We start from the raw sequence: 25,121 nt of genomic DNA on the forward strand, positions 1-25,121 counted from the left end.
ACATTTTCATCACGCTTTTGCTATTTTATCCCTTTGCTCTATTTGTTGCATTTCAAATATTCGTTTCTTCCCTGATGCACGGCAAACTGGCGTATTTATAACCATTTTTAGCTTTCACTGCTGCATTTTTTTGCGCTCGCCAACGAAACGTATTTTTTAACAATAAAAGCTATTAACTTTCTCTTCTTCTATGCATTAGAATCATCAAGTTTTGTAAATCAGACGCAGGCATGATAGACCTGCCTTAACAGAGGGACGCTCAGTGGCGCGGATAAACCGTATTTCGATCACGCTCTGTGCTTTACTTTTTACCACCCTGCCTTTAACGCCTATGGCCCATGCTTCAAAGCAAGCCAGGGAGAGTTCTGCTACCACTCATATCACCAAAAAAGCAGATAAAAAGAAAAGCACGGCAACCACCAAAAAGACCCAGAAAGCCAGCCAGAAAACAGCGAAAAAAGCCGCCAGTAAAAGTACGACCAAAAGCAAAACCGCTTCTTCCGTTAAAAAATCTTCCATTACCGCTTCTAAAAACGCCAAAACTCGCAGCAAACATACCGTCAATAAAACGGCCTCAGCCAGCTTTACCGAAAAGTGTACCAAACGTAAGGGCTATAAATCGCATTGTGTGAAAGTCAAAAATGCCGCGTCAGGAACCCTTGCCGACGCACACAAAGCGAAGGTGCAAAAAGCCACAAAAGTGGCAATGAATAAACTGATGCAGCAAATTGGTAAGCCATATCGTTGGGGTGGCAGCTCACCGCGTACCGGTTTTGATTGCAGCGGCCTGGTTTATTACGCTTATAAAGATTTGGTAAAAATTCGTATTCCGCGTACGGCGAATGAAATGTATCACCTGCGTGATGCAGCGCCAATCGAACGTAGTGAACTGAAAAACGGCGACCTGGTCTTTTTCCGTACTCAGGGACGCGGTACAGCCGATCATGTCGGCGTATATGTCGGCAACGGCAAATTTATTCAGTCACCGCGTACGGGTCAGGAAATTCAAATCACTTCTCTCAGTGAAGACTACTGGCAGCGCCACTATGTTGGCGCTCGCCGGGTAATGACCCCAAAAACACTTCGCTAAAACTTTACCCTGTTGTTACGGCAACAGGGTAAGTTCATCTTTTGTCTCACCTTTTAATTTGCTACCCTATCCATACGCACAATAAGGCTATTGTACGTATGCAAATTAATAATAAAGGAGAGTAGCAATGTCATTCGAATTACCTGCACTACCATATGCTAAAGATGCTCTGGCACCGCACATTTCTGCGGAAACTATCGAGTATCACTACGGCAAGCATCATCAGACTTATGTCACTAACCTGAACAACCTGATTAAAGGTACCGCGTTTGAAGGTAAATCACTGGAAGAGATTATTCGCAGCTCTGAAGGTGGCGTATTCAACAACGCAGCTCAGGTCTGGAACCATACTTTCTACTGGAACTGCCTGGCACCGAACGCCGGTGGCGAACCGACTGGAAAAGTCGCTGAAGCTATCGCCGCATCTTTTGGCAGCTTTGCCGATTTCAAAGCTCAGTTTACTGATGCAGCGATCAAAAACTTTGGTTCTGGCTGGACCTGGCTGGTGAAAAACAGCGATGGCAAACTGGCTATCGTTTCAACCTCTAACGCGGGTACTCCACTGACCACCGAAGCGACTCCGCTGCTGACCGTTGATGTCTGGGAACACGCATATTACATCGACTATCGCAATGCACGTCCTGGCTATCTGGAGCACTTCTGGGCGCTGGTGAACTGGGAATTCGTAGCGAAAAATCTCGCTGCATAATAACTGATGGCAAATGCAGCATTGCCTGATGCGCTTCGCTTACCATGCCAACGCGGATGAGGCGTTAACAGCGTATTCGGCAAGATAAATCGCACGTTGTCAGCAACTGTAACGCAGAAGGTTATCCTTCTGCGTTTTTGTTTAATTAGCTGTTAGCAACGCAAACTGTTTCAGGTTGTTTTCTGGCTGACATAAACACCAGCAATAATGCCAGTCCCGCGACAATCGCTCCCATCACCGGCACAAAGCTGTATCCCAGCCCAGCGGAAATTACCGCACCACCAGCAGCTGCTCCCAGCGCATTTCCAAGATTAAAGGCACCAATATTGACTGATGAAGACAGACCTGGCGCTTCACTGGCGACACGCATCACGCGCATCTGTAACGGCGGTACGACCGCAAAGGTTGCTGCGCCCCACACCACCATGCTAATAGCTGCGCCGAACTCATTGCGGGCCAGGAACGGGATTGCCAGCATAATCACCATCAACAACAACAAAAAGCCTTTCAACGTGCCGTTAACTGAACGATCTGCCAGTTTGCCGCCGAGATAGTTACCGATAGAGAATCCGACACCAATCAGCACCAGCATTGCCGTGACGAACACTGGTGTTGCGTGGGTAATACTTTGTAGTACCGGAGAGATATAGGTGTAGAGAGTAAACATTGCACCAGCTCCCAGTACCGTCGTCAGCAATGCAGACAGCACCTGCGGACGCATTAATACCGCCAGCTCTTTTTTCACTTCAGGTCGTGCCCCTGCACCACCTTTAGGTAATGAGAAGAACAGACTTACCATTGAAATCACTCCCAGCCCCGCCGTTGCCAGAAATGACATCCGCCAGCCGATGGTTTCACCCAACCAGGTCGCCGCCGGCACGCCACCGATATTTGCCAGGGTTAACCCCATAAACATAGTGGCAACTGCGCTGGCCTGTTTATGTTTTGGCACCACGCTTGCGGCCACGACTGAACCCAAACCAAAAAATGCTCCGTGATTCAGGCTGGTCAAAATGCGTGAAAGCATCAGGGTCATATAATCCGGCGCGATGGCGGAAAGTACGTTGCCGAGCGTGAAAATTGCCATCAGGAAAATCAACGCACTGCGGCGGGCACGATGAGAAAGTAGAAGCGTCATCAGCGGCGCGCCAACCATTACGCCAACTGCATAGGCACTGATTAACATTCCGGCAGCGGGAATCGAGACATCCACACCGCGCGCAATGACGGGCAACAAGCCCATTGGCGAGAACTCCGTTGTCCCGATACCAAACGCGCCAATCGCCAGCGCCAGCAACGGATAGTTAATTTTCATGCCTTATCTCCACCTCTTCGCGTCATTACGCGATATTCATTAAAGTGGCGAAAGCATGACAGCAATCACAAAAAAATGAAAATAACAAAAAGAGAAAACACTTTTGCCATTTTGCTAACAAACAGGAAGGAGATGCGAGGGAGAACGCGCTCCCTCGAGAGGAAATCAGTGCAGCGCGGCAGTCAAACCCACGGCTACGATCAAACCGAGGACGATAATCGTTGTTACCAGTGAAAATTTAAGGTCGGTGCTCATCAAGTTTTCTCCTTTTTTATTACCACACAAAAAGTGATATTACGCATTTTTACACACTGTGATGAAAAAATCTCCCGTCATTTATAATGATAAGTGTTTTTACCACTTCCCCTTTTCGTCAAGATCGGCCAAAATTCCACGCTTACACTATTTGCGTACTGGCCATTGACCCCTTCCTGACGCTCCGTGTCGTTTTTCCGGCGTACCGCAACACTTTTGTTGTGCGTAAGGTGTGTAAAGGCAAACGTTTACCTTGCGATTTTGCAGGAGCTGAAGTTAGGGTCTGGAGTGAAATGGAATGGCAACAATAAAAGATGTAGCGAAACGAGCAAACGTTTCCACTACAACTGTGTCACACGTAATCAACAAAACACGTTTCGTCGCTGAAGAAACGCGCAACGCCGTGTGGGCAGCGATTAAAGAATTACACTACTCCCCTAGCGCGGTGGCGCGTAGCCTGAAGGTTAACCACACCAAGTCTATCGGTTTGCTGGCGACCAGCAGCGAAGCGGCCTATTTTGCCGAGATCATTGAAGCGGTTGAAAAAAATTGCTTCCAGAAAGGTTACACCCTGATTCTGGGTAATGCGTGGAACAATCTTGAGAAACAGCGGGCTTATCTGTCGATGATGGCGCAAAAACGCGTCGATGGTCTGCTGGTGATGTGTTCTGAGTACCCAGAGCCGTTGCTGGCGATGCTGGAAGAGTATCGCCATATCCCAATGGTGGTGATGGACTGGGGTGAAGCAAAAGCTGACTTCACCGATGCGGTCATTGATAACGCGTTCGAAGGCGGCTACATGGCCGGGCGTTATCTGATTGAACGCGGTCACCGCGAAATCGGCGTCATCCCCGGCCCGCTGGAACGTAACACCGGCGCAGGCCGCCTTGCCGGTTTTATGAAGGCGATGGAAGAAGCGATGATCAAGGTGCCGGAAAGCTGGATTGTTCAGGGTGACTTTGAACCCGAATCTGGTTATCGCGCCATGCAGCAAATACTGTCGCAGCCGCATCGCCCTACTGCCGTCTTCTGTGGTGGCGATATCATGGCAATGGGCGCACTTTGTGCTGCTGATGAAATGGGTCTGCGCGTCCCGCAGGATGTTTCGCTGATCGGTTATGATAACGTGCGCAACGCCCGCTATTTTACGCCGGCGCTGACCACGATCCACCAACCAAAAGATTCGCTGGGTGAAACAGCGTTCAACATGCTGTTGGATCGTATCGTCAACAAACGTGAAGAACCGCAGTCCATTGAAGTGCATCCGCGCTTGATTGAACGCCGCTCCGTGGCTGACGGCCCGTTCCGCGACTATCGTCGTTAATCACCCGTTGCGGGAGTCTCTTCCGGCTCCCGCAGCCACTCCTTATTCAGCGTCTCACTATCGCCGAGATACTCAAGCAGCCAGGTTAACGCAGGCGACATATCATTTTGCTGCCATGTCAGACAACATGCCGAATCCGGGAAGGGGTTTTCCAATTCAAGTGCTACCCACTTCCCCTCATTAAGCCACGGTTTGGCGAAATGTGTTGGCACCATCCCTATGCATAATCCTGCCGAGATACAGGTTGCCGATGATTCCCAGTCAGGCACGACAACTCTTTTTTGGTTATCCAGCAACCAGGTAATACGTTTAGGTAGCGTTCGCGAGGTGTCTTCGCGCACCAACGACGGCCAGTTGCGCAACGTATCATCGCTGAATGGGCCATCCATCAACGCCAGCGGGTGGTGGCTGGCAACAACGCAACTCCAGCTTAGCATCCCCATATCCCGGAAGGCATAACGACCGCCTACCGGAATCGCGCGTGTTGCGCCAATCGCCAGTTCCACGCGCCCGTCGGAAAGCGCATCCCAGACACCGTTGAACACTTCCTGAAAGACAAGAAGTTCGACATCATCAAAATGGCGATAAAAATCAACGATCATCTGCCGTGTACGTTCTGGCCTGACAATATTATCCACTGCGATAGCTAACTGACCGCGCCAACCGTTCGCTATCTGCTGACATTGCTGGCGGGTGATCTGCATTTTTTTGACAACAGAGCGCCCTTCTTTGAGAAACCACGCTCCAGCAGCGGTCAGCTCCACATCACGGTGCCGTCGTTCAAAGAGCGGCACCGCCAGCCACTCTTCCAGCTGACGCACGGTATAGCTGACCGCAGAAGGAACGCGATGCAGCTCCTGTGCCGCAGCGCTAAAACTACCATTACGCGCTACCGCATCAACAACTTCGAGTGAATATTCTGACCACATAGTCTGCCTGCAAAATTTTTGAAATCAGTCATCAAATATTACCGTTTCACAACACTAATTTCACTCCCTACACTTTGCGGCGGTGTTTAATTGAGAGATTTAGAGAATATACATGCAACCTGGGAAAAGATTTTTAGTCTGGCTGGCGGGTTTGAGCGTACTCGGTTTTCTGGCAACCGATATGTATCTGCCTGCTTTCGCCGCCATACAGGCCGACCTGCAAACGCCTGCGTCTGCTGTCAGTGCCAGCCTTAGTCTGTTCCTTGCCGGTTTTGCCGCAGCCCAGCTTCTGTGGGGGCCACTCTCCGACCGTTATGGTCGTAAACCGGTGTTATTAATCGGCCTGACAATTTTTGCGTTAGGTAGTCTGGGGATGCTGTGGGTAGAAAACGCCGCTACGCTGCTGGTATTGCGTTTTGTACAGGCTGTGGGTGTCTGCGCCGCGGCGGTTATCTGGCAAGCGTTAGTGACGGATTTTTATCCTTCACAGAAAGTTAACCGAATTTTTGCGACCATCATGCCGCTGGTGGGTCTATCTCCGGCCCTGGCTCCTCTGTTAGGAAGCTGGCTGCTGGTCCATTTTTCCTGGCAAGCGATTTTCGCCACCCTGTTTGCCATTACCGTGGTGCTGATTCTGCCTATTTTCTGGCTCAAACCCACGACGAAGGCCCGTAACAATAGTCAGGATGGTCTGACCTTTACCGACCTGCTACGTTCTAAAACCTATCGCGGCAACGTGCTGATATACGCGGCCTGTTCAGCCAGTTTTTTTGCATGGCTGACCGGTTCACCGTTCATCCTTAGTGAAATGGGCTACAGCCCGGCAGTTATTGGTTTAAGTTATGTCCCGCAAACTATCGCGTTTCTGATTGGTGGTTATGGCTGTCGCGCCGCGCTGCAGAAATGGCAAGGCAAGCAGTTATTACCGTGGTTGCTGGTGCTGTTTGCAGTCAGCGTCATTGCGACCTGGGCTGCAGGCTTCATTAGCCATGTGTCGCTGGTCGAAATCCTGATCCCATTCTGTGTGATGGCGATTGCCAATGGCGCGATCTACCCTATTGTTGTCGCCCAGGCGCTGCGTCCCTTCCCACACGCAACTGGTCGCGCCGCAGCGTTGCAGAACACTCTACAACTGGGTCTGTGCTTCCTCGCAAGTTTGGTAGTTTCCTGGCTTATTAGTATCAGCACGCCATTGCTCACCACCACCAGCGTGATGTTATCAACAGTAGTGCTGGTCGCGCTGGGTTACATGATGCAACGTTGTGAAGAAGTTGGCTGCCAGAATCATGGCAATGCCGAAGTCGCTCATAGCGAATCACACTGATCTATATCGATATACTTATACTTAGGCTGCTAACAAAATTTTGTTGTATGATTGAAATTAGCGGCCTATACTAATTTCGAGTTGTTAAAGCTACGATAAATATTATGTTTTTACGGGGACAGGATCGTTCCCGACTCACTATGGATGGTCATTTCGGCAAGGGTTCCTCTTTTCCCTCTGTTCTACGTCGGATTATAGACTCGCGGTTTTTTCTGCGAGATTTCTCACAAAGCCCAAAAAGCGTCTACGCTGTTTTAAGGTTCTGATCACCGACCAGTGATGGAGAAACTATGAGTTCATCGTGTATAGAAGAAGTCAGTGTACCGGATGACAACTGGTACCGTATCGCCAACGAATTACTTAGCCGTGCCGGTATAGCCATTAACGGTTCTGCCCCGGCGGATATTCGTGTGAAAAACCCCGATTTTTTTAAACGCGTTCTGCAAGAAGGCTCTTTGGGGTTAGGCGAAAGTTATATGGATGGCTGGTGGGAATGTGACCGACTGGATATGTTTTTTAGCAAAGTCTTACGCGCAGGTCTCGAGAACCAACTCCCCCATCATTTCAAAGACACGCTGCGTATTGCCGGCGCCCGTCTCTTCAATCTGCAGAGTAAAAAACGTGCCTGGATAGTCGGCAAAGAGCATTACGATTTGGGTAATGACTTGTTCAGCCGCATGCTTGATCCCTTCATGCAATATTCCTGCGCTTACTGGAAAGATGCCGATAATCTGGAATCTGCCCAGCAGGCGAAGCTCAAAATGATTTGTGAAAAATTGCAGTTAAAACCAGGGATGCGCGTACTGGATATTGGCTGCGGCTGGGGCGGACTGGCGCACTACATGGCGTCTAATTATGACGTAAGCGTGGTCGGCGTCACCATTTCTGCCGAACAGCAAAAAATGGCTCAGGAACGCTGTGAAGGCCTGGATGTCACCATTTTGCTGCAAGATTATCGTGACCTGAACGACCAGTTTGATCGTATTGTTTCTGTGGGGATGTTCGAGCACGTCGGACCGAAAAATTACGATACCTATTTTGCGGTGGTGGATCGTAATTTGAAACCGGAAGGTATATTCCTGCTCCATACTATCGGTTCGAAAAAAACCGATCTGAATGTTGATCCCTGGATTAACAAATATATTTTTCCGAACGGTTGCCTGCCCTCTGTACGCCAGATTGCTCAGTCCAGCGAACCCCACTTTGTGATGGAAGACTGGCATAACTTCGGTGCTGATTACGATACTACGTTGATGGCGTGGTATGAACGATTCCTCGCCGCATGGCCAGAAATTGCGGATAACTACAGTGAACGCTTTAAACGAATGTTTACCTATTATCTGAATGCCTGTGCAGGTGCTTTCCGCGCCCGTGATATTCAGCTCTGGCAGGTCGTGTTCTCACGCGGTGTTGAAAACGGCCTTCGAGTCGCTCGCTAAAGGCTATTCTATCGCCCCCTCTCCGGGGGCGATTTCAGCTCAGGCTTCTGTACTTGGTTGATTCATGGCATTTTCTCGTACCGCCAGCACACGTTCTACTGTATCTACCACTGCCTGAGTTTGTGGATCAATTTCAATGTTGACGCGTGCGCCGAGTTTTTTCTTCCCAAGAGTCGTGCGTTCCAGAGTTTCCGGAATTAAATGGACGCAAAAACGCGTTGGCGTGACTTCGCCGACGGTCAGGCTAATACCGTCGATGCCAATAAATCCTTTGTACAGGATATATTTCATCAACTGACTATCCTGGACTTTAAACCAGATCTGGCGATTATTTTCCGAGGTTAATATTTTCGCCACTTCAGCGGTGGTCATAATATGACCTGACATTAAGTGTCCGCCAATTTCATCACTGAATTTCGCCGCACGCTCAACGTTTACCCAATCCCCCACTTTTAAATCGCCAAGATTGGTAATGCGTAACGTTTCTTTCATCAGGTCAAAACTGACATGGTTGCCGTTAATTTCCGTCACGGTCAGGCAGCAACCGTTATGCGCCACGGAAGCACCTGTTTCCAAGCCGTCCAGCATGTGGTCGGGTAACTCCACCACATGCGTACGAAAATTTGGTTTCTCGTCAATCGACACCAGTTTTGCGGTGCCCTGTACAATCCCCGTAAACATACTTACAACTCCTGAAATCAGTTAAGACATTCTGTTCAGCACAATAGCAGGTGGCAAACGCCCTTACCAGTGAAGGGGTAAGAATGACTATTTTTTCACTGGAGAATTAATAAATCCTCGCTACAATAGACTGAATTTCCCCTGCTTCTTCTTTTTGCTGCCCATTCAGGCGGCTTTTTAGTCTCTCATATAACTACAAATAAAAGGTGTTCACGTGCAGAAGTATATCAGTGAAGCGCGTCTGTTATTAGCATTAGCAATCCCGGTGATTCTCGCGCAAATCGCCCAAACTGCGATGGGTTTTGTCGATACCGTGATGGCGGGCGGCTATAGTGCCACCGACATGGCGGCGGTCGCTATCGGTACTTCTATCTGGCTTCCGGCGATCCTCTTTGGTCACGGACTGCTGCTGGCATTAACGCCGGTTATCGCGCAATTAAATGGTTCCGGTCGACGTGAGCGCATTGCGCATCAGGTGCGACAAGGTTTCTGGCTGGCAGGTTTTGTTTCCGTTCTCATTATGCTTGTGCTGTGGAATGCAGGTTACATTATCCGCTCCATGGAAAACATCGATCCGGCTCTGGCGGACAAAGCCGTGGGTTATCTGCGTGCGTTGTTGTGGGGCGCGCCGGGCTATCTGTTCTTCCAGGTTGCCCGTAACCAATGTGAAGGTCTGGCAAAAACCAAGCCGGGTATGGTAATGGGCTTTATCGGCCTGCTGGTGAACATTCCGGTGAACTATATCTTTATTTATGGTCATTTCGGTATGCCTGAGCTCGGTGGCGTTGGTTGTGGCGTGGCTACTGCGGCGGTGTATTGTGTCATGTTCCTTGCCATGGTTTCTTACATTAAACGCGCCCGCTCCATGCGCGATATTCGTAACGAAAAAGGCACCGCGAAACCCGATCCTGCGGTTATGAAACGACTGATTCAACTCGGTTTGCCGATTGCGCTGGCACTATTCTTTGAAGTGACACTGTTTGCCGTCGTGGCTCTGTTAGTGTCTCCGCTCGGTATTGTTGATGTCGCAGGACACCAGATTGCCCTGAACTTTAGTTCACTGATGTTTGTGCTTCCAATGTCGCTGGCGGCAGCGGTAACTATCCGCGTAGGTTATCGTCTGGGTCAGGGCTCAACGCTGGATGCGCAAACCGCTGCGCGGACCGGGCTTATGGTGGGTGTCTGTATGGCAACCCTGACGGCCATATTCACGGTTTCACTGCGGGAGCAAATCGCCCTGTTGTACAACGACAATCCCGAGGTTGTAACGCTGGCTGCGCATTTGATGTTGCTGGCGGCGGTATATCAGATTTCTGACTCAATCCAGGTGATTGGCAGTGGGATTTTGCGTGGTTATAAAGATACGCGTTCCATTTTCTATATCACCTTTACGGCTTACTGGGTGCTGGGCTTGCCAAGCGGCTATATTCTGGCACTGACCGATCTGGTCGTTGAACCTATAGGGCCAGCAGGCTTCTGGATAGGCTTTATTATTGGCCTGACGTCGGCAGCCATTATGATGATGCTGCGTATGCGGTTCCTGCAACGTCTGCCGTCAGTTATCATTCTGCAACGAGCATCCCGCTAATAAAGACAAGGCGCAACCTTCACGGGTTGCGCCTGTGTTTTTACGCAGGCTGGAGCGTTGCGCCAATCCCGTCTTCGTCTGGCTGTAATTTCAGAGCGTTGCACAGAGTTTGCCGACTGGCATCTGTTATCTCAACGTGTATATCCCCGGTAACTTCCCCTTTCACATTGATGAAGTCAGGTGAGATTTCTTTCGCACTGGTTTGCAGGCAAATCGCTCCCTCTCCGCGCAGGCGTTTCACTTTCAGTTGCACATGCGTTGCCGCACCAGTGATCAGCCACAGTTTTCCGCCATTCAGATTGATGTTACCAACAATAAAAGTGACACCGTCACCTTTTACCGTACTGCCGTCGAGAATCAACACACCGCCCTGCTGTACAGTAATCGTTGATTGTTGCAGATCTGCGCCATAGCCAATAATCATTGAAGCGCCGTCCAGTAATGCAACACTCCCGGTCAGTTCAACCGGTGCGCGATCTTCCTCTACGACAAAATTTTCGTCCGCGCTGGTGGGTGACAACAGGATCACTGTTCCACCTTGTATTACCGCATTTTCCAGCGTACCGGCATGCACTTCAGCCCGACCACCCACATTCACGGACAGGTTTTGCGTCTTACCGGAACTGTAGAGCTGAAGGCCATCCGTCCCCAGACGATAAATGGATCCATTCTCAACAATAGTGTCAGAGTCTTCACCACCGAGATTATTCATGGTGCCACCAGCAAGCAACGTATCACTGGCTTTCCCGGCCAGCATAAAAACGCCGCCCTGATTAATCTCACAATTGCTGGCTTCCCCACCTGGATACACCAACAATTCACCACCTTCATCTACCACGACCGCTGAGGTTGTCCCATTAACCAACAGGCCGCCCTCTTGATCGAGAATGATTTTTTCCGCGCGATGTCCTTCCAGTACACGCAGGTTACCGCCATTTTCCAGCAACAAACCGCAGGCATAACCCTGATCAACGCTGAATTCACCTTCGGGATGGCGGCCATTAACCGTAGCGAGCGTAGAGAGACTAATTGCGCCTCCCTCGGACTGAACAATATCTGTGGCAATGGCACCGTCGCTGACCGATAGCGTGCCATTGTTACCGTACTGTGTGCATTTGGCGATCCCACCGGTTGCCACTTTCAACCAGCCAGCCCCCGTGACCACGGTATTTTCGGCTCTTCCGCCAGCTTCAACAATCAACTCGCCTTCAGTAAGTTGCGTCGCGCCAATGACCTCGCCGGTCTTAACAATTTGCACATTCCCGTCGCTCATCAAGTTTTTCGCATCAGATCCCATGATTTATTCCTTTGCTGCATCTGTGTGCCTTTATTGCTACCTAAGTGTAAAGGCTACGGAGGATTTATCCACGACAGATTTGAGATGGTGGCAAACAACTCTGTTTAAACTCTGATACACGAATTATTGGGTTGTATCAGATGTAAATGCGATCCTGAATAAAAATCGCCCTTGCAAATCAACAAAATATAGCCAATTTGCTTAAAAGCTCTGCAAACGGTCGAAATAGCGCAGAAAATTACGTTTTGCCTCTTGCCACCTTCCCACTCTGCCGCTAATATTCGTCCCCGTTGTCACCTACAACGTTGCGTTCATAGCTCAGTTGGTTAGAGCACCACCTTGACATGGTGGGGGTCGTTGGTTCGAGTCCAATTGAACGCACCATCCTGCGTCCGTAGCTCAGTTGGTTAGAGCACCACCTTGACATGGTGGGGGTCGGTGGTTCGAGTCCACTCGGACGCACCAGATTTTCTTAATCTGGTCTTCTCCTTTTTCCCTCTGTTTCTTCTCTGTATCCAATACGTTAAAAGATTTACACTGTCTTCGTATGCGTTATCAGAAGGAGAATCGCTATGGCAACTTTGTTACAACTTCATTTTGCTTTTAATGGCCCATTTGGCGACGCAATGGCTGAGCAGCTTAAACCGCTTGCTGAGTCGATTAATCAGGAACCTGGTTTTCTGTGGAAGGTATGGACAGAAAGTGAAAAGAACCACGAAGCCGGTGGGATCTATCTTTTTACTGATGAAAAAAGCGCCCTTGCCTATCTGGAAAAACATACTGCCCGACTTAAAAATCTCGGCGTTGAGGAAGTTGTCGCCAAAGTTTTCGATGTCAATGAGCCACTGAGTCAAATCAATCAGGCAAAACTCGCCTGACAGAATTTAATCAAGGGCGGTTAGCGCCCTTTTCATCCCTGTCTGAAATTTCTCAAATTCTAAAAATCTCAACCAAACTTATCTGATAACACTAAATTCGAAAGAATGCGTACAGGTAAGTAACAATGAAAAAAATTGCTATTGTGGGTGCCGGGCCTACGGGGATCTACACCTTATCCTCGCTTCTACAGCAACAAACTCCACTTTCTATTTCTATCTTCGAGCAGGCTGACGAGGCCGGTGTCGGGATGCCATACAGTGATGAGGAAAACTCAAAAATGATGCTGGCAAATATTGCCAGTATTGAAATACCGCCGATTTATTGCACGTATCTCGAATGGCTACAAAAGCAAGAAGCCAGCCATCTCCAGCGTTATGGCGTTAAAAAAGAAACCTTGCACGATCGTCAGTTTTTACCGCGAATTCTGCTGGGCGAATATTTCCGCGATCAATTTTTACGATTAGTAGACCAGGCACGAAAGCAAAAATTTGCAGTGGCTGTTTATGAATCATGCCAGGTTACCGATCTGCAAATTACAAATGCTGGCGTCATGCTCGCTACAAATCAGGATTTACCCAGCGAGACGTTTGATTTAGCGGTGATTGCCACGGGTCACGTCTGGCCTGATGAAGAAGAAGCAACCCGAACGTATTTTCCCAGCCCGTGGTCAGGCCTGATGGAAGCAAAGGTCGATGCGTGTAACGTGGGTATTATGGGAACATCCTTGAGCGGACTGGATGCGGCAATGGCAGTGGCTATTCAGCATGGTTCGTTCATTGAAGATGATAAACAACACGTCGTTTTTCACCGCGATAACGCAAGTGAAAAGCTAAATATCACGTTGATGTCGCGCACGGGTATTTTACCCGAAGCCGATTTCTATTGCCCTATTCCCTACGAGCCCTTACACATCGTCACCGATCAGGCATTAAATGCTGAGATTCAAAAAGGTGAAGAGGGCCTTTTGGATCGGGTATTTAGATTGATAGTAGAGGAAATCAAGTTTGCTGATCCAGACTGGAGCCAACGCATAGCCTTAGAGAGCCTGAATGTCGATTCCTTTGCTCAAGCCTGGTTTGCCGAGCGCAAACAACGCGACCCATTTGACTGGGCAGAAAAAAATCTCCAGGAAGTCGAACGCAATAAACGAGAAAAACATACTGTTCCCTGGCGTTATGTCATTCTGCGCCTGCATGAAGCCGTACAGGAAATTGTTCCTCATCTGAATGAACACGACCATAAACGGTTCAGTAAAGGCCTTGCCAGGGTTTTCATCGATAATTATGCCGCAATCCCTTCAGAGTCTATTCGTCGGCTGCTTGCCTTACGTGAAGCGGGAATCATTCATATTCTCGCCCTCGGTGAAGACTACAAAATGGAAATTAATGAGTCGCGCACCGTCCTGAAAACGGAAGACAACAGCTACTCGTTTGACGTTTTTATTGATGCCCGCGGGCAGCGTCCGCTTAAAGTGAAAGATATTCCTTTCCATGGACTACGCGAACAATTACAGAAAACAGGGGATGAAATCCCTGATGTTGGCGAAGATTATACGTTACAGCAACCCGAAGATATTCGTGGGCGCGTAGCGTTCGGCGCGTTGCCCTGGTTAATGCACGACCAGCCTTTCGTTCAGGGACTTACGGCATGTGCAGAAATTGGTGAGGCGATGGCTCGGGCGGTCGTAAAACCTGCATCCCGTGCTCGTCGGCGTCTTTCGTTTGATTAAAGGTAAAGCTATCAGCACTCAACAAACTGATGCTGTTCATTAAGACGATAGCGGACTCCGGCTCGAATATTGTTTTCACCTTCAATGGCGACGGCGAAACGAACTCTTTCGCCGTCATGATATGCCAGTGCGGCGCTTCCTCCTGGCCCGAGAATAATTGAGTCGACCACGCCCGTGCTCACTACCGTTGAATTTTCACCGCTGGCAATGATGTGTACATTGTCGCCGCTGTTGGCAATTCTGGCGTTTGCGCCAAAGCTGGCGATTTGCACCAGGTCACCATTACTGGCGACATGACATCGTTCACCCAATGTACAAACGCGTACTCGCATTCCGGTATTCGCAATCCGACTGCTATCTCCAGCGCTGCTTATCCGCGAAGAATTGCCGGTTACAGCAACCCGTGCGCGCTCACCGGAGCTGCCAATGTGACTGTTAAAGCCGACACTTCCAATCCGCACGCTATAACCCATACTGGCAATTTGTGCAGCATACCCAGCGGTTGCGATTCTGGCGTTATCCTCACAACAGCCGATGCGAGCATGATCGTCGCTGCGGGCAAACTGACTGCAAAATGCTCTCTCTCCGGGATCTGTGGCCAGTTTTTGCATAGAGGAAACTTCCTGATGCGCGAAGTTTTCATCCGCCAGCCATTTTTTCCACGCATACTCAACCAGACTCTCCGCCCAGTCCGTATATCCTTCCTCAATCAGTGCATGATGAATATCGGCATAACTACCGCCGCGTGGGAAATGGCGCAGGAACCAGCGATACATCACCGCTCCGATACGCCATTCTCGCAGGTCTGCTCGTGTAATGATCATTCGTTAGTGCCGGTGATAGCCATCGACCATGCTTTTAAAGGTTTCGTGTGGCGTACGCCCCGTGGTGCAAAGATAAAGATGACCGAAGATAAAAAAGAGGCTTATAAATGCCAGAGCAAAATGTGTCTGCAATAACCAGTATCTTACGCCAGGAAACACATCTCCCACGGCTTGCGGATAGAGACACAACAGCCCCGTCAATAGTAACAACGGCAGCAATCCATACATGACACCAACATAGGCGACCTGCTGTAAGGGATTAAATTTAGACTGGGTTGTTGCCGGGAAAGGATGTTCTTCCCCCTGCATAATGCCAAACAAATAAAATCGCGTTTGTTTTGCCGCTCGTTCCAGCCACCCCTGACGACGAATGCGATAGTGGTGACCATTATCCCCAACGGCATTGATCAGCACAAAGCCGAGCCAGCATGCCAGTAACAAAAATCCGCAAACTTCATGCACCGCAACCAGACTTTTAACCGCAGTTGCGCCCACCATCGCAAAGTGATTTATCAGCCCACTTGCCAGCAACAATACAAAGAGTAACGCATTCGACCAGTGCCATAATCTGACCGCTTTGCTGTAAAGATAAATCTTCTCACCATGATCGGTGGCTGATTTCTTCACGCCACGAGCACGAAGCAAGGCGTGCAGCCCCAGCACCAACCACATCCCAACCAGCAATACTCCGGCAATGATCAACCACACCGGCCAAAATTCGGGAGTGAACTGTGGCACATAGTTCGCTAACTGGCTCTGAAACTGTTCAACATGTTGCGACGGGTTCATACATTTTCCTTTTTAATCAAATGTTGACCGAACCGGCGATACAGATGCGGTTTCCCGGCACCAGGTAGCTGATATTGATAGTATTTATTATCCTGCAACCACGCCTGAATTTCTGGGCTATCTTCGCGACCAAAGATCAATGCGTGTTCCGGGCAGGCGCTGACGCAAATGGGCGGAAAGCCTTTTGCCAGTCGGGACTCAGCGCAGAAATCACATTTATCTGCCACTTTAGTGACAGGGTTAAGGTAGCGAACCTGGTACGGACAAGCGCCAATGCAATAACTGCAGCCGATGCACTGCGATTTTTCTACCCGCACGATCCCCTGCTCATCACGCCACGACGCCCCTGTCGGGCATACGTCGATGCACGGAGCATCTTCGCAGTGCTGACATGACTGGCGAAAAAAGTGATACTGCGTTTCGTTGTCGTTATCGGTGACTGGAATGTGTGCTATCGATAAACGGCTTCCCTGAGCGGGGACGTGATTGGTTTTACGGCATGCGCGGGCGCAAATATTACAGCCATTGCACCGTGACTCGTCATGAATCATGGCATACCGAACTTCCTTTTCTTGCCTCGTGTTCGCTAACAGAGAAGACGCAGAACCAGTAAAAAAGATTACTGTTCCCATCCCCAGAACAAATTTGCGTCGAGTGAAGGACATCTGATTATCCCCTAATGCAGTGGCTGCAACTGTCCACCCTATCCATGACATCTCCCTGAAATTTCAGGGGTTCTGAAACTGCTCTACCTCGAACCATTCGCATAAGCCATAAGCCTTGCCATAGGTCATAAATCGCTCGCTAAACAAGTACAACACCGCCGTCGATGACTCCACCTGCCGTATATCGGCATATTCAGGTGCAACATCCATCGCGGCGATCGCGGCTTCAATCTGCGCTTCCTGGAAGTAATATGGCGCTTGCATCAGCATGGCGACTTTGTAAGGACGAGGATACGTCTGGCACTCAAAACGAACGGCGTGTGCAATGGCGCGACAAATGTCCTGCTCCACAACTTGCAAAGACATCGCCGCGTAGTTTTCACTCATGGCCTGCGTTGAGTAATAGTAATCATCCTGGCTTCCCGTCATACACGCGATATCCGCGTAGTCTCCGTTCTGCTTGATGTTTTCCAGCAAAAATGACAGTTCCTCTTCTGCAACCGAATAGGGTGGCGAGAGAAATACGGCGCGCGCCACCAGCTGCCCAGCCGCAGAATGCTGGCGAATGAACTCTGCCAGGATTTCAGCCGGTTCTGGTTCCGTTACCGTATCAACGGGGTGACGCATCCCCTGTAACCATTGCCGCTTCGCCTCGTCAACTTCGCTGACTTTCGCTAACGGCAATTCATCCCGATGGTTCATCTCACCCATTCCTTACGCAGGCAGTAGATTGTGTGCTGCCAGATCGGCGGCAATATCTTCCAGCCCCAGACGCTGCAATGTTTCGCGGGTCGGACAACCAAGCTGTGGGTCCCAGCCCATTTCTTTGTAGAACATCGTGAGCGAGGCATGCATATCATCACGATCCATTTTGTCAGTACCTTCAGTAAAGACCGGGATCTGCGGATCCTTGTCGAATACCCAGGAACAGATAAGATCGTGTTCATTACGCATATCTTTGGTTTGCATCAGTTTCACCGTGTAGGCACGATGCAATGTAAAGATACGCTCTGCAGCTAAATCTAATTTTTCCTGAGTCATCTCTTCGCCAGTGATCGCTTTGAAGAATTTGGCTTCAAGCGCCAGATCGCCCCGGTAATTACGGCTTTTCAGCGGCGAAACGGTCATTGGCCAGACCCAGTTACACAGGGTGACGGCGTTATGCAAACAGACCCGCAACAGCGACCACTTAGCATATTTAATTTTTGCGTCATTGATTGGCGTGTAGTTTTTGGTTTCATCGTAGGCATCTTCAGAACCAAAAAGCTCTTTCGCCACTTCACGTTGCAGTTTCAATGGCAAGCCGGAACCAATAAAGTTGATATGGGTATGCGTCATGCAGTCACGGTTGAACATACAGTTAACAATGGAACCGACCTGCGCTGACGCTTCATTGGCATGGTGAACCGGATAGCCAAACGGCGACCAGAGTTTATTTTTCGCGTAGCCCCAGTACTCTTCACCCAAATTCCAGCGTTCTGCGATGGCATATGAACCATCAGCCAGGTGGCTCAGCTCACCCACACGATGCGCCAGACGATAGTAAAAATCTTTAATGAAGTTAACGTCACCCGCTTCCAGTTGATCCCAGCGAATTTCCGCATACTCTTCAGCAGGCAGAACACGCTTGAATACACCTTTGCTGTAACAATAGGTAAAGTCGCGATGCAACTGCCCGTAGTTACACCATAGGCCGTAGTCATCGAACAGATTCAGACCCACCAGGTTACCAATCACACGACCATCGTCTTTATCTTCAAAATCTTTCGGACCGTTCGGGAAGATGGTGGTATGGACAAAGTTGGCTACACAAGTGTTACCACCTGTGCTGGGCACGCCAAACTCTTTCACCCGAGGAATATTCATTTGGGTCATACAACGGATCGGGCAAGAGTGGCAGCCACTCATTTTTACTGTGTATTTCTCTGCCGCTGGACCTAAGTCAAAAACGGATTTATAGGTACGAAAGCCGACCGTGTTCTGATTGCCTGGCGGAATTTCCCCCGTTTCAATCGGACCACCTTCAGCCGCGCCCCAAAACAGCCCTTTACGTGCTGTCCAACGTGACTTGGGATCTGAATACTCTGCCCACGATTGCGGCGTACTTGGCACGACATGGTTGTTATTCGCACCAATAAGTTCAGTCATCATGTAATCGTTGAGACGCTTCATCTCCTGACGATCGGCAATGTTGACCCCTTTCGTCCCTTCAACCGCAATCGCTTTCAGGTTTTTCGAACCCATAATTGCGCCAGTTCCCGCACCGCCGCTATGGTTACGGCTATTCAACATGCCAGAGAGAGGAACAAGGTTTTCCCCAGCCTGACCAATAGCCGCCACACAGGTTTCCGGACTGGTCAATCGACAAATTTCTTCCGTCGTTGCGCGCGTCCCTTTTCCCCATAAGAAATCGGCTTTTTCCAGGCTAACTTTGTCATCTTTAATCTTCAGCCATACCGGTGTTTTCGCCTTCCCTTCGATAATAATGACGTCGTATCCAGCGAATTTCATTTGCGCTGCAAAAAAGCCACCCATATGGGCATCGACAACTAAATTTCCTTTGGTAAAAGTAGAAAGTGAGGTGATATTTACGCGAGAACTACAGGGGGCACCAGATCCAGTTAATGGGCCGGTAGCAAAGACTAATTTATTCGCTTCATCGAAAGGTTTCGTGCCTGGCGGTACTTCGTCATACATAATTTTGTAGCCGAAGCCCATGCCACCGACAAAACTTTTAAACTTACTGGAATCTTCGAGGGTAATATTTCCTGTCGTGAGATTGACTCTTAATATATTACCTGTCCAACCGTTAGCCATGATTTTTTCCTTTGCAAGATTCACACAGTAATATCTTTCCACTCGATAATTTTTAACGCCCCTGTTGGGCAGGCGTTTGCGCATTCACCGCATAACACACATTTCGAGGATTTTTTACTTTCGGTATTTACGGTGGCCATCATCCACGGGCATGCCGTAGTACAGGCGCTACAGCCAATACAGCGTTTATGATCGACGGTAATACAGCCTTCTTTCTGCTGCCAGGTAATCGCACCAATCGGGCAGACGTTCATGCATTGCGGCTCTTTGCATTGACGGCAGGTGTCCGCGGTATAGTTGAGATCGCCATACAGGCCGCCGCCAGAGCCAACCCCGTTGTCGCCAAAGAAATAATTGCGATGGATTTTGATACGGGAGAAGAATGTCCCTACTGAGCCATCGTTGAAGTTGGTACAAGAGATTTCACAGCGGTGGCAACCCGTGCATCGCGCTCGCTGGGTCACCAGCACCCCTTTGGGTGTATTTATCAACCCTACTGTGCCGCTATCAATATCTTCCTGTTTGCAACCCAAAAGTGACAGTAACGCAGGGGCAATTGTTAGACCAGCAAGGCCTTTTCCTGATATACGCAAGAATTCTAATCGCGTTAAGCCAATATCTAATAGTGGACGATCAACCGGGTTCATTTATTTCGCATCCTCTTCGCAAACACAGTGCTGACAATTCAGCAGCCTGATATTAAGCATTCAACTAATACACTGCTGACTCTGTCCCCAACACCAGATATTTTCCCTAACCCGATAGTGTATGAGAAAAGATTTAACGCCGATAAACTAATCCTTTATGGTTAGGAGAAAAAATAATGTGATTATTCTGAGCCCTTAACATTGATCGTTATCAATTAAAATTACAAAGCAAGAAATTATAAGTGAACTGATATTTATTATCATTTGAAATAAATTTAACTTAAGCGACAATTATTTGTGACGTTCATTGCAGAAAATAAAAATAATATTATCGTTATAAATTAAAATACATACCGCAATTCGTATAATTTCAGCAGTTGTTATTTAGAATGATTAACTGGACCGCAACTGAAGCAAGAATATCAGGATGAAGCTTACCGCCTCATCCTGAATGGTCATTTTACCAGTGCGTTAATGACGGTTTCCATCGCCTGCTTTTCCAGCTCACTGCGCTGAATGCGTTTATTGGCTAATGCTGTACGTAATACGCCTGCGATAACAATATGCTTTGGTTCCTGCCCCAGATCGCGCATTTCCAGCACAACTTTACCGACAACTCTGCACATTTCTCGGTACAGTTCATCCTCTTTTGTCCGATTTCCCATTCTTTATACCTATTTATCATGCCAACTATCAGCATATATCAATCTAACCAATTAAACAAAAATCAAACAAAATCAGACAAATAACGCGATAAATTATTTTAACTATAGCAATTGAGCGATGATATATTTATACACCGGATGAACTTTCACTTATCCTCACACTGACAACTTTGGCACCAGACGTTGCGCAAACAGCGAAGTTTTTGCGTAACCTTTTCCCTGGAACGTTAAATCTTTGATAACAATTTATTGTCTAACAAGTTGTATATTTTTTGAAACGCTGTTTTTGTTTTCCTTTTGGATTAATTTCAGCGTATAATGCGCGCCAATTGACTCTTGAATGGTTTCAGCACTTTGGACTGTAGAACTCAACGACTCAAAAACAGGCACTCACGTTGGGCTGAGACACAAGCACACATTCCTCTGCACGCTTTTTCGATGTCACCTATCCTTAGAGCGAGGCACCACCACTTTCGTAATACCGGATTCGCTTTCCGGCAGTGCGCCCAGAAAGCAAGTTTCTCCCATCCTTCTCAACTTAAAGACTAAGACTGTCATGAAAAAGACCAAAATTGTTTGCACCATCGGACCGAAAACCGAATCTGAAGAGATGTTAGCTAAAATGCTGGACGCTGGCATGAACGTTATGCGTCTGAACTTCTCTCATGGTGACTATGCAGAACACGGTCAGCGCATTCAGAATCTGCGCAACGTGATGAGCAAAACTGGTAAAACCGCCGCTATCCTGCTTGATACCAAAGGTCCGGAAATCCGCACCATGAAACTGGAAGGCGGTAACGACGTTTCTCTGAAAGCTGGTCAGACCTTTACTTTCACCACTGATAAATCTGTTATCGGCAACAGCGAAATGGTTGCGGTAACGTATGAAGGTTTCACTACTGACCTGTCTGTTGGCAACACCGTACTGGTTGACGATGGTCTGATCGGTATGGAAGTTACCGCCATTGAAGGTAACAAAGTTATCTGTAAAGTACTGAACAACGGCGACCTGGGCGAAAACAAAGGTGTGAACCTGCCTGGCGTTTCCATTGCTCTGCCAGCACTGGCTGAAAAAGACAAACAGGACCTGATCTTTGGTTGCGAACAAGGCGTAGACTTTGTTGCTGCTTCCTTTATTCGTAAGCGTTCTGACGTTATCGAAATCCGTGAGCACCTGAAAGCGCACGGCGGCGAAAACATCCACATCATCTCCAAAATCGAAAACCAAGAAGGCCTCAACAACTTCGACGAAATCCTCGAAGCCTCTGACGGCATCATGGTTGCGCGTGGCGACCTGGGTGTAGAAATCCCGGTAGAAGAAGTTATCTTCGCCCAGAAGATGATGATCGAAAAATGTATCCGTGCACGTAAAGTCGTTATCACTGCGACCCAGATGCTGGATTCCATGATCAAAAACCCACGCCCGACTCGCGCAGAAGCCGGTGACGTTGCAAACGCCATCCTCGACGGTACTGACGCAGTGATGCTGTCTGGTGAATCCGCAAAAGGTAAATACCCGCTGGAAGCGGTTTCTATCATGGCGACCATCTGCGAACGTACCGACCGCGTGATGAACAGCCGTCTCGAGTTCAACAATGACAACCGTAAACTGCGCATTACCGAAGCGGTATGCCGTGGTGCCGTTGAAACTGCTGAAAAACTGGATGCTCCGCTGATCGTGGTTGCTACCCAGGGCGGTAAATCTGCTCGCGCAGTACGTAAATACTTCCCGGATGCCACCATCCTGGCACTGACCACCAACGAAAAAACGGCTCATCAGTTGGTACTGAGCAAAGGCGTTGTGCCGCAGCTGGTTAAAGAGATCACTTCTACTGATGATTTCTACCGTCTGGGTAAAGAACTGGCTCTGCAGAGCGGTCTGGCACACAAAGGTGACGTCGTAGTTATGGTTTCTGGTGCACTGGTACCGAGCGGCACTACTAACACCGCATCTGTTCACGTCCTGTAATATTGCTTTTGTGAATTAATTTGTATATCGAAGCGCCCTGATGGGCGCTTTTTTTATTTAATCGATAACCAGAAGCAATAAAAAATCAAATCGGATTTCACTATATAATCTCACTTTATCTAAGATGAATCCGATGGAAGCATCCTGTTTTCTCTCAATTTTTTTATCTAAAACCCAGCGTTCGATGCTTCTTTGAGCGAACGATCAAAAATAAGTGCCTTCCCATCAAAAAAATATTCTCAACATAAAAAACTTTGTGTAATACTTGTAACGCTACATGGAGATTAACTCAATCTAGAGGGTATTAATAATGAAAGCTACTAAACTGGTACTGGGCGCGGTAATCCTGGGTTCTACTCTGCTGGCAGGTTGCTCCAGCAACGCTAAAATCGATCAGCTGTCTTCTGACGTTCAGACTCTGAACGCTAAAGTTGACCAGCTGAGCAACGACGTGAACGCAATGCGTTCCGACGTTCAGGCTGCTAAAGATGACGCAGCTCGTGCTAACCAGCGTCTGGACAACATGGCTACTAAATACCGCAAGTAATAGTACCTGTGAAGTAAAAAATGGCGCACATTGTGCGCCATTTTTTTTGTCTGCCGTTTACCGCTACTGCGTCGCGCGTAACATATTCCCTTGCTCTGGTTCACCATTCTGCGCTGACTCTACTGAAGGCGCATTGCTGGCTGCGGGAGTTGCTCCACTGCTCACCGAAACCGGATACCCTGCCCGACGATACAACGCTTTATCGACTAACTTCTGATCTACAGCCTTATTGTCTTTAAATTGCGTAAAGCCTGTTGGCAGTGTGTATGGCATTGTCTGAACGTTTTGCTGTTCTTCTGCTGATAGTGGTCGATGTACTTCAACATAACGCATCCCGTTAGGTTCCACGGAATATTTCACCGGTTCGTTGATCACTTTCACCGGCGTTCCCGTCCGCACGCTGGAGAACAAGGCTTTAATATCCGGTGCATTCATGCGAATACACCCTGAACTGACGCGCAAACCAACGCTGTCCGGCGCACTAGTGCCATGAATGAGGTATTCGCCATTACCATGCGCGAGGCGCAGTGCGTAACGTCCTAGCGGGTTATTTGGTCCGGCAGGAACGACTGGCGGTAATTTAATGCCACGCTCCAGCGAACGCTGACGAATGCCTGCCGTAGGCGTCCAGGTTGGGTTAGGGATTTTCTGCCCAACACGCGTTTCCATCACCGGCGTTTCCAGCCCCTGCAATCCAATACCTATTGGATAAACCTGCACGATATTTTCTCCCGGCGGATAATAATAAAGGCGCAGCTCTGCAAGGTTAACGATAATCCCCTGACGCGGTGCATCAGGTAATAACAGTTGTGAAGGAATAGTTATCGTCGTACCAGGTTTTGGCACCGGGGCGATAGTGTTATTGGCTTCAAGGATCAACATTGCCGCAGTATCAAAACGTCGGGCAATAGCCTGAAGGTTTTTATCCCCTTCTTGCACCGTATACGTTTGATTTTGCCCAACCAGTCGGCTTCCGGTTGGTGGTAGCGGATAATCAACCGCCCAGGCAGCCTGGATGGCGCTAAAAGCGCCGATAAGCGTGAGTGTAAGCAAAGACGCGCGTTTCATTGTAAACCTCCTGTATTTGCCGGAGACTCACGCTGAAACGTCGGATGGCGCTTATGTTCACCTGAAACCAAAACACTCCTGTGCAGGTCAGTGTAAACATTGACCATCCGGCAATGTGAGCCAACCGGATGAAAGCTGTCCCTTTAGTTTAGCTAAGTGCAGCGGCTTTGGCGCGAATTGCGCGAATCATCGCTTCCAGACCTTGTGAACGAGATGGGGTGAGATGTTGGGTGAGCGCCATTTTTTCAAACCACGGACGCACATCGAAATTGACAATATCCTGCGGCGTCATCTGATCGTAGAGAATAAAGACGACCGCAATAAGCCCTTTCACAATCGCCGCATCGCTGTCGCCCTGCAATTCAATAATTCCCTGCGCATTCTGGCGCATGACAATCCACACCTGACTCTGGCAGCCCTGAATGCTATTTTGTGGGCTTCGGTCTTCGTCGCGTAATTCTGGCAGACGCTGGCCCAGCTCAATAATGTAGAGATATTTCTCTTCCCAGTTGGCGCAGCGTAAAAAATTACGCAGCAATTTTTCTTTATCCGGCAATACAGCCATAGTGCC

The 25,121-nt window shown here is 48.8% G+C and carries 25 protein-coding genes and 2 tRNA genes; 13 read left to right on the forward strand and 14 right to left on the reverse strand.

What is annotated here, in order from left to right; all coding sequences use genetic code 11:
• Positions 1–262: 262 nt before the first annotated feature.
• Positions 263–1,090 (forward strand): peptidoglycan DD-endopeptidase MepH, encoded by an 828-nt coding sequence (gene mepH / locus HUZ68_RS11980; protein WP_000101186.1) that lies wholly within the window; start codon positions 263–265, stop codon positions 1,088–1,090.
• Between the two features lie 127 nt (positions 1,091–1,217).
• Positions 1,218–1,799 (forward strand): superoxide dismutase [Fe], encoded by a 582-nt coding sequence (gene sodB / locus HUZ68_RS11985; protein WP_097489818.1) that lies wholly within the window; start codon positions 1,218–1,220, stop codon positions 1,797–1,799.
• A 145-nt stretch (positions 1,800–1,944) separates the two neighbouring features.
• Here sodB and HUZ68_RS11990 read toward each other — a convergent pair whose 3' ends face one another.
• Positions 1,945–3,114, reverse strand: a complete 1,170-nt coding sequence (locus HUZ68_RS11990; protein ID WP_000701040.1) for an MFS transporter — start codon at positions 3,112–3,114, stop codon at positions 1,945–1,947.
• A gap of 165 nt (positions 3,115–3,279) precedes the next feature.
• Positions 3,280–3,369, reverse strand: coding sequence for a cytochrome bd-I accessory subunit CydH (gene cydH / locus HUZ68_RS11995; protein ID WP_000102278.1), 90 nt, complete (start codon positions 3,367–3,369; stop codon positions 3,280–3,282).
• Between the two features lie 298 nt (positions 3,370–3,667).
• Here cydH and purR point away from each other — a divergent pair, with 298 nt between their 5' ends.
• Positions 3,668–4,693, forward strand: coding sequence for an HTH-type transcriptional repressor PurR (purR, locus tag HUZ68_RS12000; RefSeq protein ID WP_000190982.1), 1,026 nt, complete (start codon positions 3,668–3,670; stop codon positions 4,691–4,693).
• Here the strand turns inward: purR and punR are convergent.
• Positions 4,690–5,622 (reverse strand): DNA-binding transcriptional activator PunR, encoded by a 933-nt coding sequence (gene punR / locus HUZ68_RS12005; RefSeq protein ID WP_000269501.1) that lies wholly within the window; start codon positions 5,620–5,622, stop codon positions 4,690–4,692. The two genes, purR and punR, sit on opposite strands and share 4 nt — an antisense overlap.
• Positions 5,623–5,734: 112 nt before the next feature.
• Here punR and punC point away from each other — a divergent pair, with 112 nt between their 5' ends.
• Together punC and cfa are read left to right on the forward strand one after the other, a co-directional pair.
• Positions 5,735–6,946 carry a purine nucleoside transporter PunC gene (gene punC / locus HUZ68_RS12010; RefSeq protein WP_239594224.1) on the forward strand — a complete coding sequence of 404 codons (1,212 nt, stop codon included), beginning with the start codon at positions 5,735–5,737 and terminating at the stop codon, positions 6,944–6,946.
• A gap of 290 nt (positions 6,947–7,236) precedes the next feature.
• Positions 7,237–8,385: a cyclopropane fatty acyl phospholipid synthase gene (cfa, locus tag HUZ68_RS12015; RefSeq protein WP_000098896.1), complete on the forward strand. Its 1,149-nt coding sequence runs from the start codon at positions 7,237–7,239 to the stop codon at positions 8,383–8,385.
• Between the two features lie 39 nt (positions 8,386–8,424).
• Here the strand turns inward: cfa and ribE are convergent, their stop codons facing one another.
• The gene (ribE, locus tag HUZ68_RS12020) at positions 8,425–9,066 is read right to left on the reverse strand and encodes a riboflavin synthase (protein WP_077039201.1); all 642 of its coding nucleotides are present in this window, start codon (positions 9,064–9,066) and stop codon (positions 8,425–8,427) included.
• Positions 9,067–9,280: 214 nt separating this feature from the next.
• On the opposite strand from ribE, the gene mdtK reads away from it, so the two are divergent.
• The gene (mdtK, locus tag HUZ68_RS12025) at positions 9,281–10,654 is read left to right on the forward strand and encodes a multidrug efflux MATE transporter MdtK (RefSeq protein WP_239594226.1); all 1,374 of its coding nucleotides are present in this window, start codon (positions 9,281–9,283) and stop codon (positions 10,652–10,654) included.
• Between the two features lie 40 nt (positions 10,655–10,694).
• Here mdtK and HUZ68_RS12030 read toward each other — a convergent pair whose 3' ends face one another.
• Complete coding sequence (locus HUZ68_RS12030) at positions 10,695–11,951, reverse strand: AIDA repeat-containing protein (protein ID WP_000534291.1); 1,257 nt, start codon at positions 11,949–11,951, stop codon at positions 10,695–10,697.
• A gap of 307 nt (positions 11,952–12,258) precedes the next feature.
• Here HUZ68_RS12030 and HUZ68_RS12035 point away from each other — a divergent pair.
• The 4 genes from HUZ68_RS12035 to HUZ68_RS12050 all read left to right on the forward strand — a co-directional run bounded on the left by HUZ68_RS12035 (position 12,259) and on the right by HUZ68_RS12050 (position 14,559).
• Positions 12,259–12,335 (forward strand) — tRNA-Val (locus HUZ68_RS12035).
• Between the two features lie 4 nt (positions 12,336–12,339).
• Positions 12,340–12,416, forward strand: a tRNA-Val gene (locus HUZ68_RS12040).
• Positions 12,417–12,523: 107 nt separating this feature from the next.
• The gene (locus tag HUZ68_RS12045) at positions 12,524–12,829 is read left to right on the forward strand and encodes a monooxygenase (protein WP_000212657.1); all 306 of its coding nucleotides are present in this window, start codon (positions 12,524–12,526) and stop codon (positions 12,827–12,829) included.
• Positions 12,830–12,954: 125 nt separating this feature from the next.
• Positions 12,955–14,559, forward strand: coding sequence for an FAD-NAD(P)-binding protein (locus HUZ68_RS12050; protein ID WP_060616596.1), 1,605 nt, complete (start codon positions 12,955–12,957; stop codon positions 14,557–14,559).
• Positions 14,560–14,570: 11 nt separating this feature from the next.
• Here HUZ68_RS12050 and ydhT read toward each other — a convergent pair whose 3' ends face one another.
• From ydhT to fumD, 7 genes are all read right to left on the reverse strand, one after another.
• Positions 14,571–15,383: a protein YdhT gene (gene ydhT, locus HUZ68_RS12055; RefSeq protein ID WP_000587573.1), complete on the reverse strand. Its 813-nt coding sequence runs from the start codon at positions 15,381–15,383 to the stop codon at positions 14,571–14,573.
• Between the two features lie 3 nt (positions 15,384–15,386).
• Positions 15,387–16,172, reverse strand: a complete 786-nt coding sequence (phsC, locus tag HUZ68_RS12060) for a thiosulfate reductase cytochrome B subunit (RefSeq protein ID WP_097489815.1) — start codon at positions 16,170–16,172, stop codon at positions 15,387–15,389.
• Positions 16,169–16,837 (reverse strand): 4Fe-4S dicluster domain-containing protein, encoded by a 669-nt coding sequence (locus tag HUZ68_RS12065; RefSeq protein WP_001349911.1) that lies wholly within the window; start codon positions 16,835–16,837, stop codon positions 16,169–16,171. The genes phsC and HUZ68_RS12065 overlap by 4 nt, the downstream gene beginning before the upstream one ends.
• A 63-nt stretch (positions 16,838–16,900) precedes the next feature.
• Positions 16,901–17,539, reverse strand: a complete 639-nt coding sequence (locus HUZ68_RS12070; protein ID WP_162821849.1) for a YdhW family putative oxidoreductase system protein — start codon at positions 17,537–17,539, stop codon at positions 16,901–16,903.
• Between the two features lie 12 nt (positions 17,540–17,551).
• Entirely contained in the window at positions 17,552–19,654 is a 2,103-nt protein-coding gene (locus HUZ68_RS12075; protein WP_097489813.1) for an aldehyde ferredoxin oxidoreductase, read from the reverse strand.
• Between the two features lie 20 nt (positions 19,655–19,674).
• A complete protein-coding gene (locus tag HUZ68_RS12080) occupies positions 19,675–20,301 on the reverse strand; it encodes a ferredoxin-like protein (protein WP_001070230.1) in 627 nt (208 codons plus the stop codon).
• A 455-nt stretch (positions 20,302–20,756) separates the two neighbouring features.
• A complete protein-coding gene (gene fumD, locus HUZ68_RS12085; RefSeq protein ID WP_000528342.1) occupies positions 20,757–20,966 on the reverse strand; it encodes a fumarate hydratase FumD in 210 nt (69 codons plus the stop codon).
• Positions 20,967–21,320: 354 nt separating this feature from the next.
• On the opposite strand from fumD, the gene ynhH reads away from it, so the two are divergent.
• The 3 genes from ynhH (at position 21,321) to lpp (ending at position 23,482) form a co-directional block, all read left to right on the forward strand.
• Positions 21,321–21,515 (forward strand): protein YnhH, encoded by a 195-nt coding sequence (gene ynhH, locus HUZ68_RS24940; protein ID WP_240806354.1) that lies wholly within the window; start codon positions 21,321–21,323, stop codon positions 21,513–21,515.
• 7 nt (positions 21,516–21,522) lie between these two features.
• Positions 21,523–22,935 (forward strand): pyruvate kinase PykF, encoded by a 1,413-nt coding sequence (gene pykF, locus HUZ68_RS12090; protein WP_001295403.1) that lies wholly within the window; start codon positions 21,523–21,525, stop codon positions 22,933–22,935.
• Between the two features lie 310 nt (positions 22,936–23,245).
• Positions 23,246–23,482, forward strand: a complete 237-nt coding sequence (gene lpp, locus HUZ68_RS12095; RefSeq protein ID WP_000648420.1) for a murein lipoprotein Lpp — start codon at positions 23,246–23,248, stop codon at positions 23,480–23,482.
• A gap of 63 nt (positions 23,483–23,545) precedes the next feature.
• On the opposite strand, the gene ldtE is transcribed toward lpp, so the two are convergent.
• Both ldtE and sufE read right to left on the reverse strand, forming a co-directional pair.
• On the reverse strand, positions 23,546–24,550 hold the full coding sequence (ldtE, locus tag HUZ68_RS12100) for a L,D-transpeptidase LdtE (protein WP_060616590.1): 1,005 nt from the start codon (positions 24,548–24,550) through the stop codon (positions 23,546–23,548).
• Between the two features lie 148 nt (positions 24,551–24,698).
• The gene (gene sufE / locus HUZ68_RS12105) at positions 24,699–25,115 is read right to left on the reverse strand and encodes a cysteine desulfuration protein SufE (RefSeq protein WP_000279734.1); all 417 of its coding nucleotides are present in this window, start codon (positions 25,113–25,115) and stop codon (positions 24,699–24,701) included.
• Positions 25,116–25,121: the final 6 nt, after the last annotated feature.

This window comes from Shigella dysenteriae, from assembly GCF_022354085.1.
GTDB classification, from domain to species: Bacteria; Pseudomonadota; Gammaproteobacteria; order Enterobacterales; family Enterobacteriaceae; genus Escherichia; species Escherichia coli.

Coding starts and splice junctions, on each gene's coding strand:
- HUZ68_RS12050 (WP_060616596.1), top strand. CDS start 12,955: ATGAAAAAAATTGCTATTGTGGGTGCCGGGCCTACGGGGATCTACACC.
- HUZ68_RS12045 (WP_000212657.1), top strand. CDS start 12,524: ATGGCAACTTTGTTACAACTTCATTTTGCTTTTAATGGCCCATTTGGC.
- ldtE (WP_060616590.1), bottom strand. CDS start 24,550: ATGAAACGCGCGTCTTTGCTTACACTCACGCTTATCGGCGCTTTTAGC.
- sodB (WP_097489818.1), top strand. CDS start 1,218: ATGTCATTCGAATTACCTGCACTACCATATGCTAAAGATGCTCTGGCA.
- lpp (WP_000648420.1), top strand. CDS start 23,246: ATGAAAGCTACTAAACTGGTACTGGGCGCGGTAATCCTGGGTTCTACT.
- cfa (WP_000098896.1), top strand. CDS start 7,237: ATGAGTTCATCGTGTATAGAAGAAGTCAGTGTACCGGATGACAACTGG.
- cydH (WP_000102278.1), bottom strand. CDS start 3,369: ATGAGCACCGACCTTAAATTTTCACTGGTAACAACGATTATCGTCCTC.
- punC (WP_239594224.1), top strand. CDS start 5,735: ATGCAACCTGGGAAAAGATTTTTAGTCTGGCTGGCGGGTTTGAGCGTA.
- HUZ68_RS12075 (WP_097489813.1), bottom strand. CDS start 19,654: ATGGCTAACGGTTGGACAGGTAATATATTAAGAGTCAATCTCACGACA.
- phsC (WP_097489815.1), bottom strand. CDS start 16,172: ATGAACCCGTCGCAACATGTTGAACAGTTTCAGAGCCAGTTAGCGAAC.
- fumD (WP_000528342.1), bottom strand. CDS start 20,966: ATGGGAAATCGGACAAAAGAGGATGAACTGTACCGAGAAATGTGCAGA.
- punR (WP_000269501.1), bottom strand. CDS start 5,622: ATGTGGTCAGAATATTCACTCGAAGTTGTTGATGCGGTAGCGCGTAAT.
- pykF (WP_001295403.1), top strand. CDS start 21,523: ATGAAAAAGACCAAAATTGTTTGCACCATCGGACCGAAAACCGAATCT.
- sufE (WP_000279734.1), bottom strand. CDS start 25,115: ATGGCTGTATTGCCGGATAAAGAAAAATTGCTGCGTAATTTTTTACGC.
- HUZ68_RS12070 (WP_162821849.1), bottom strand. CDS start 17,539: ATGAACCATCGGGATGAATTGCCGTTAGCGAAAGTCAGCGAAGTTGAC.
- purR (WP_000190982.1), top strand. CDS start 3,668: ATGGCAACAATAAAAGATGTAGCGAAACGAGCAAACGTTTCCACTACA.
- HUZ68_RS11990 (WP_000701040.1), bottom strand. CDS start 3,114: ATGAAAATTAACTATCCGTTGCTGGCGCTGGCGATTGGCGCGTTTGGT.
- HUZ68_RS12065 (WP_001349911.1), bottom strand. CDS start 16,837: ATGTCCTTCACTCGACGCAAATTTGTTCTGGGGATGGGAACAGTAATC.
- ydhT (WP_000587573.1), bottom strand. CDS start 15,383: ATGATCATTACACGAGCAGACCTGCGAGAATGGCGTATCGGAGCGGTG.
- HUZ68_RS12080 (WP_001070230.1), bottom strand. CDS start 20,301: ATGAACCCGGTTGATCGTCCACTATTAGATATTGGCTTAACGCGATTA.
- ribE (WP_077039201.1), bottom strand. CDS start 9,066: ATGTTTACGGGGATTGTACAGGGCACCGCAAAACTGGTGTCGATTGAC.
- HUZ68_RS12030 (WP_000534291.1), bottom strand. CDS start 11,951: ATGGGATCTGATGCGAAAAACTTGATGAGCGACGGGAATGTGCAAATT.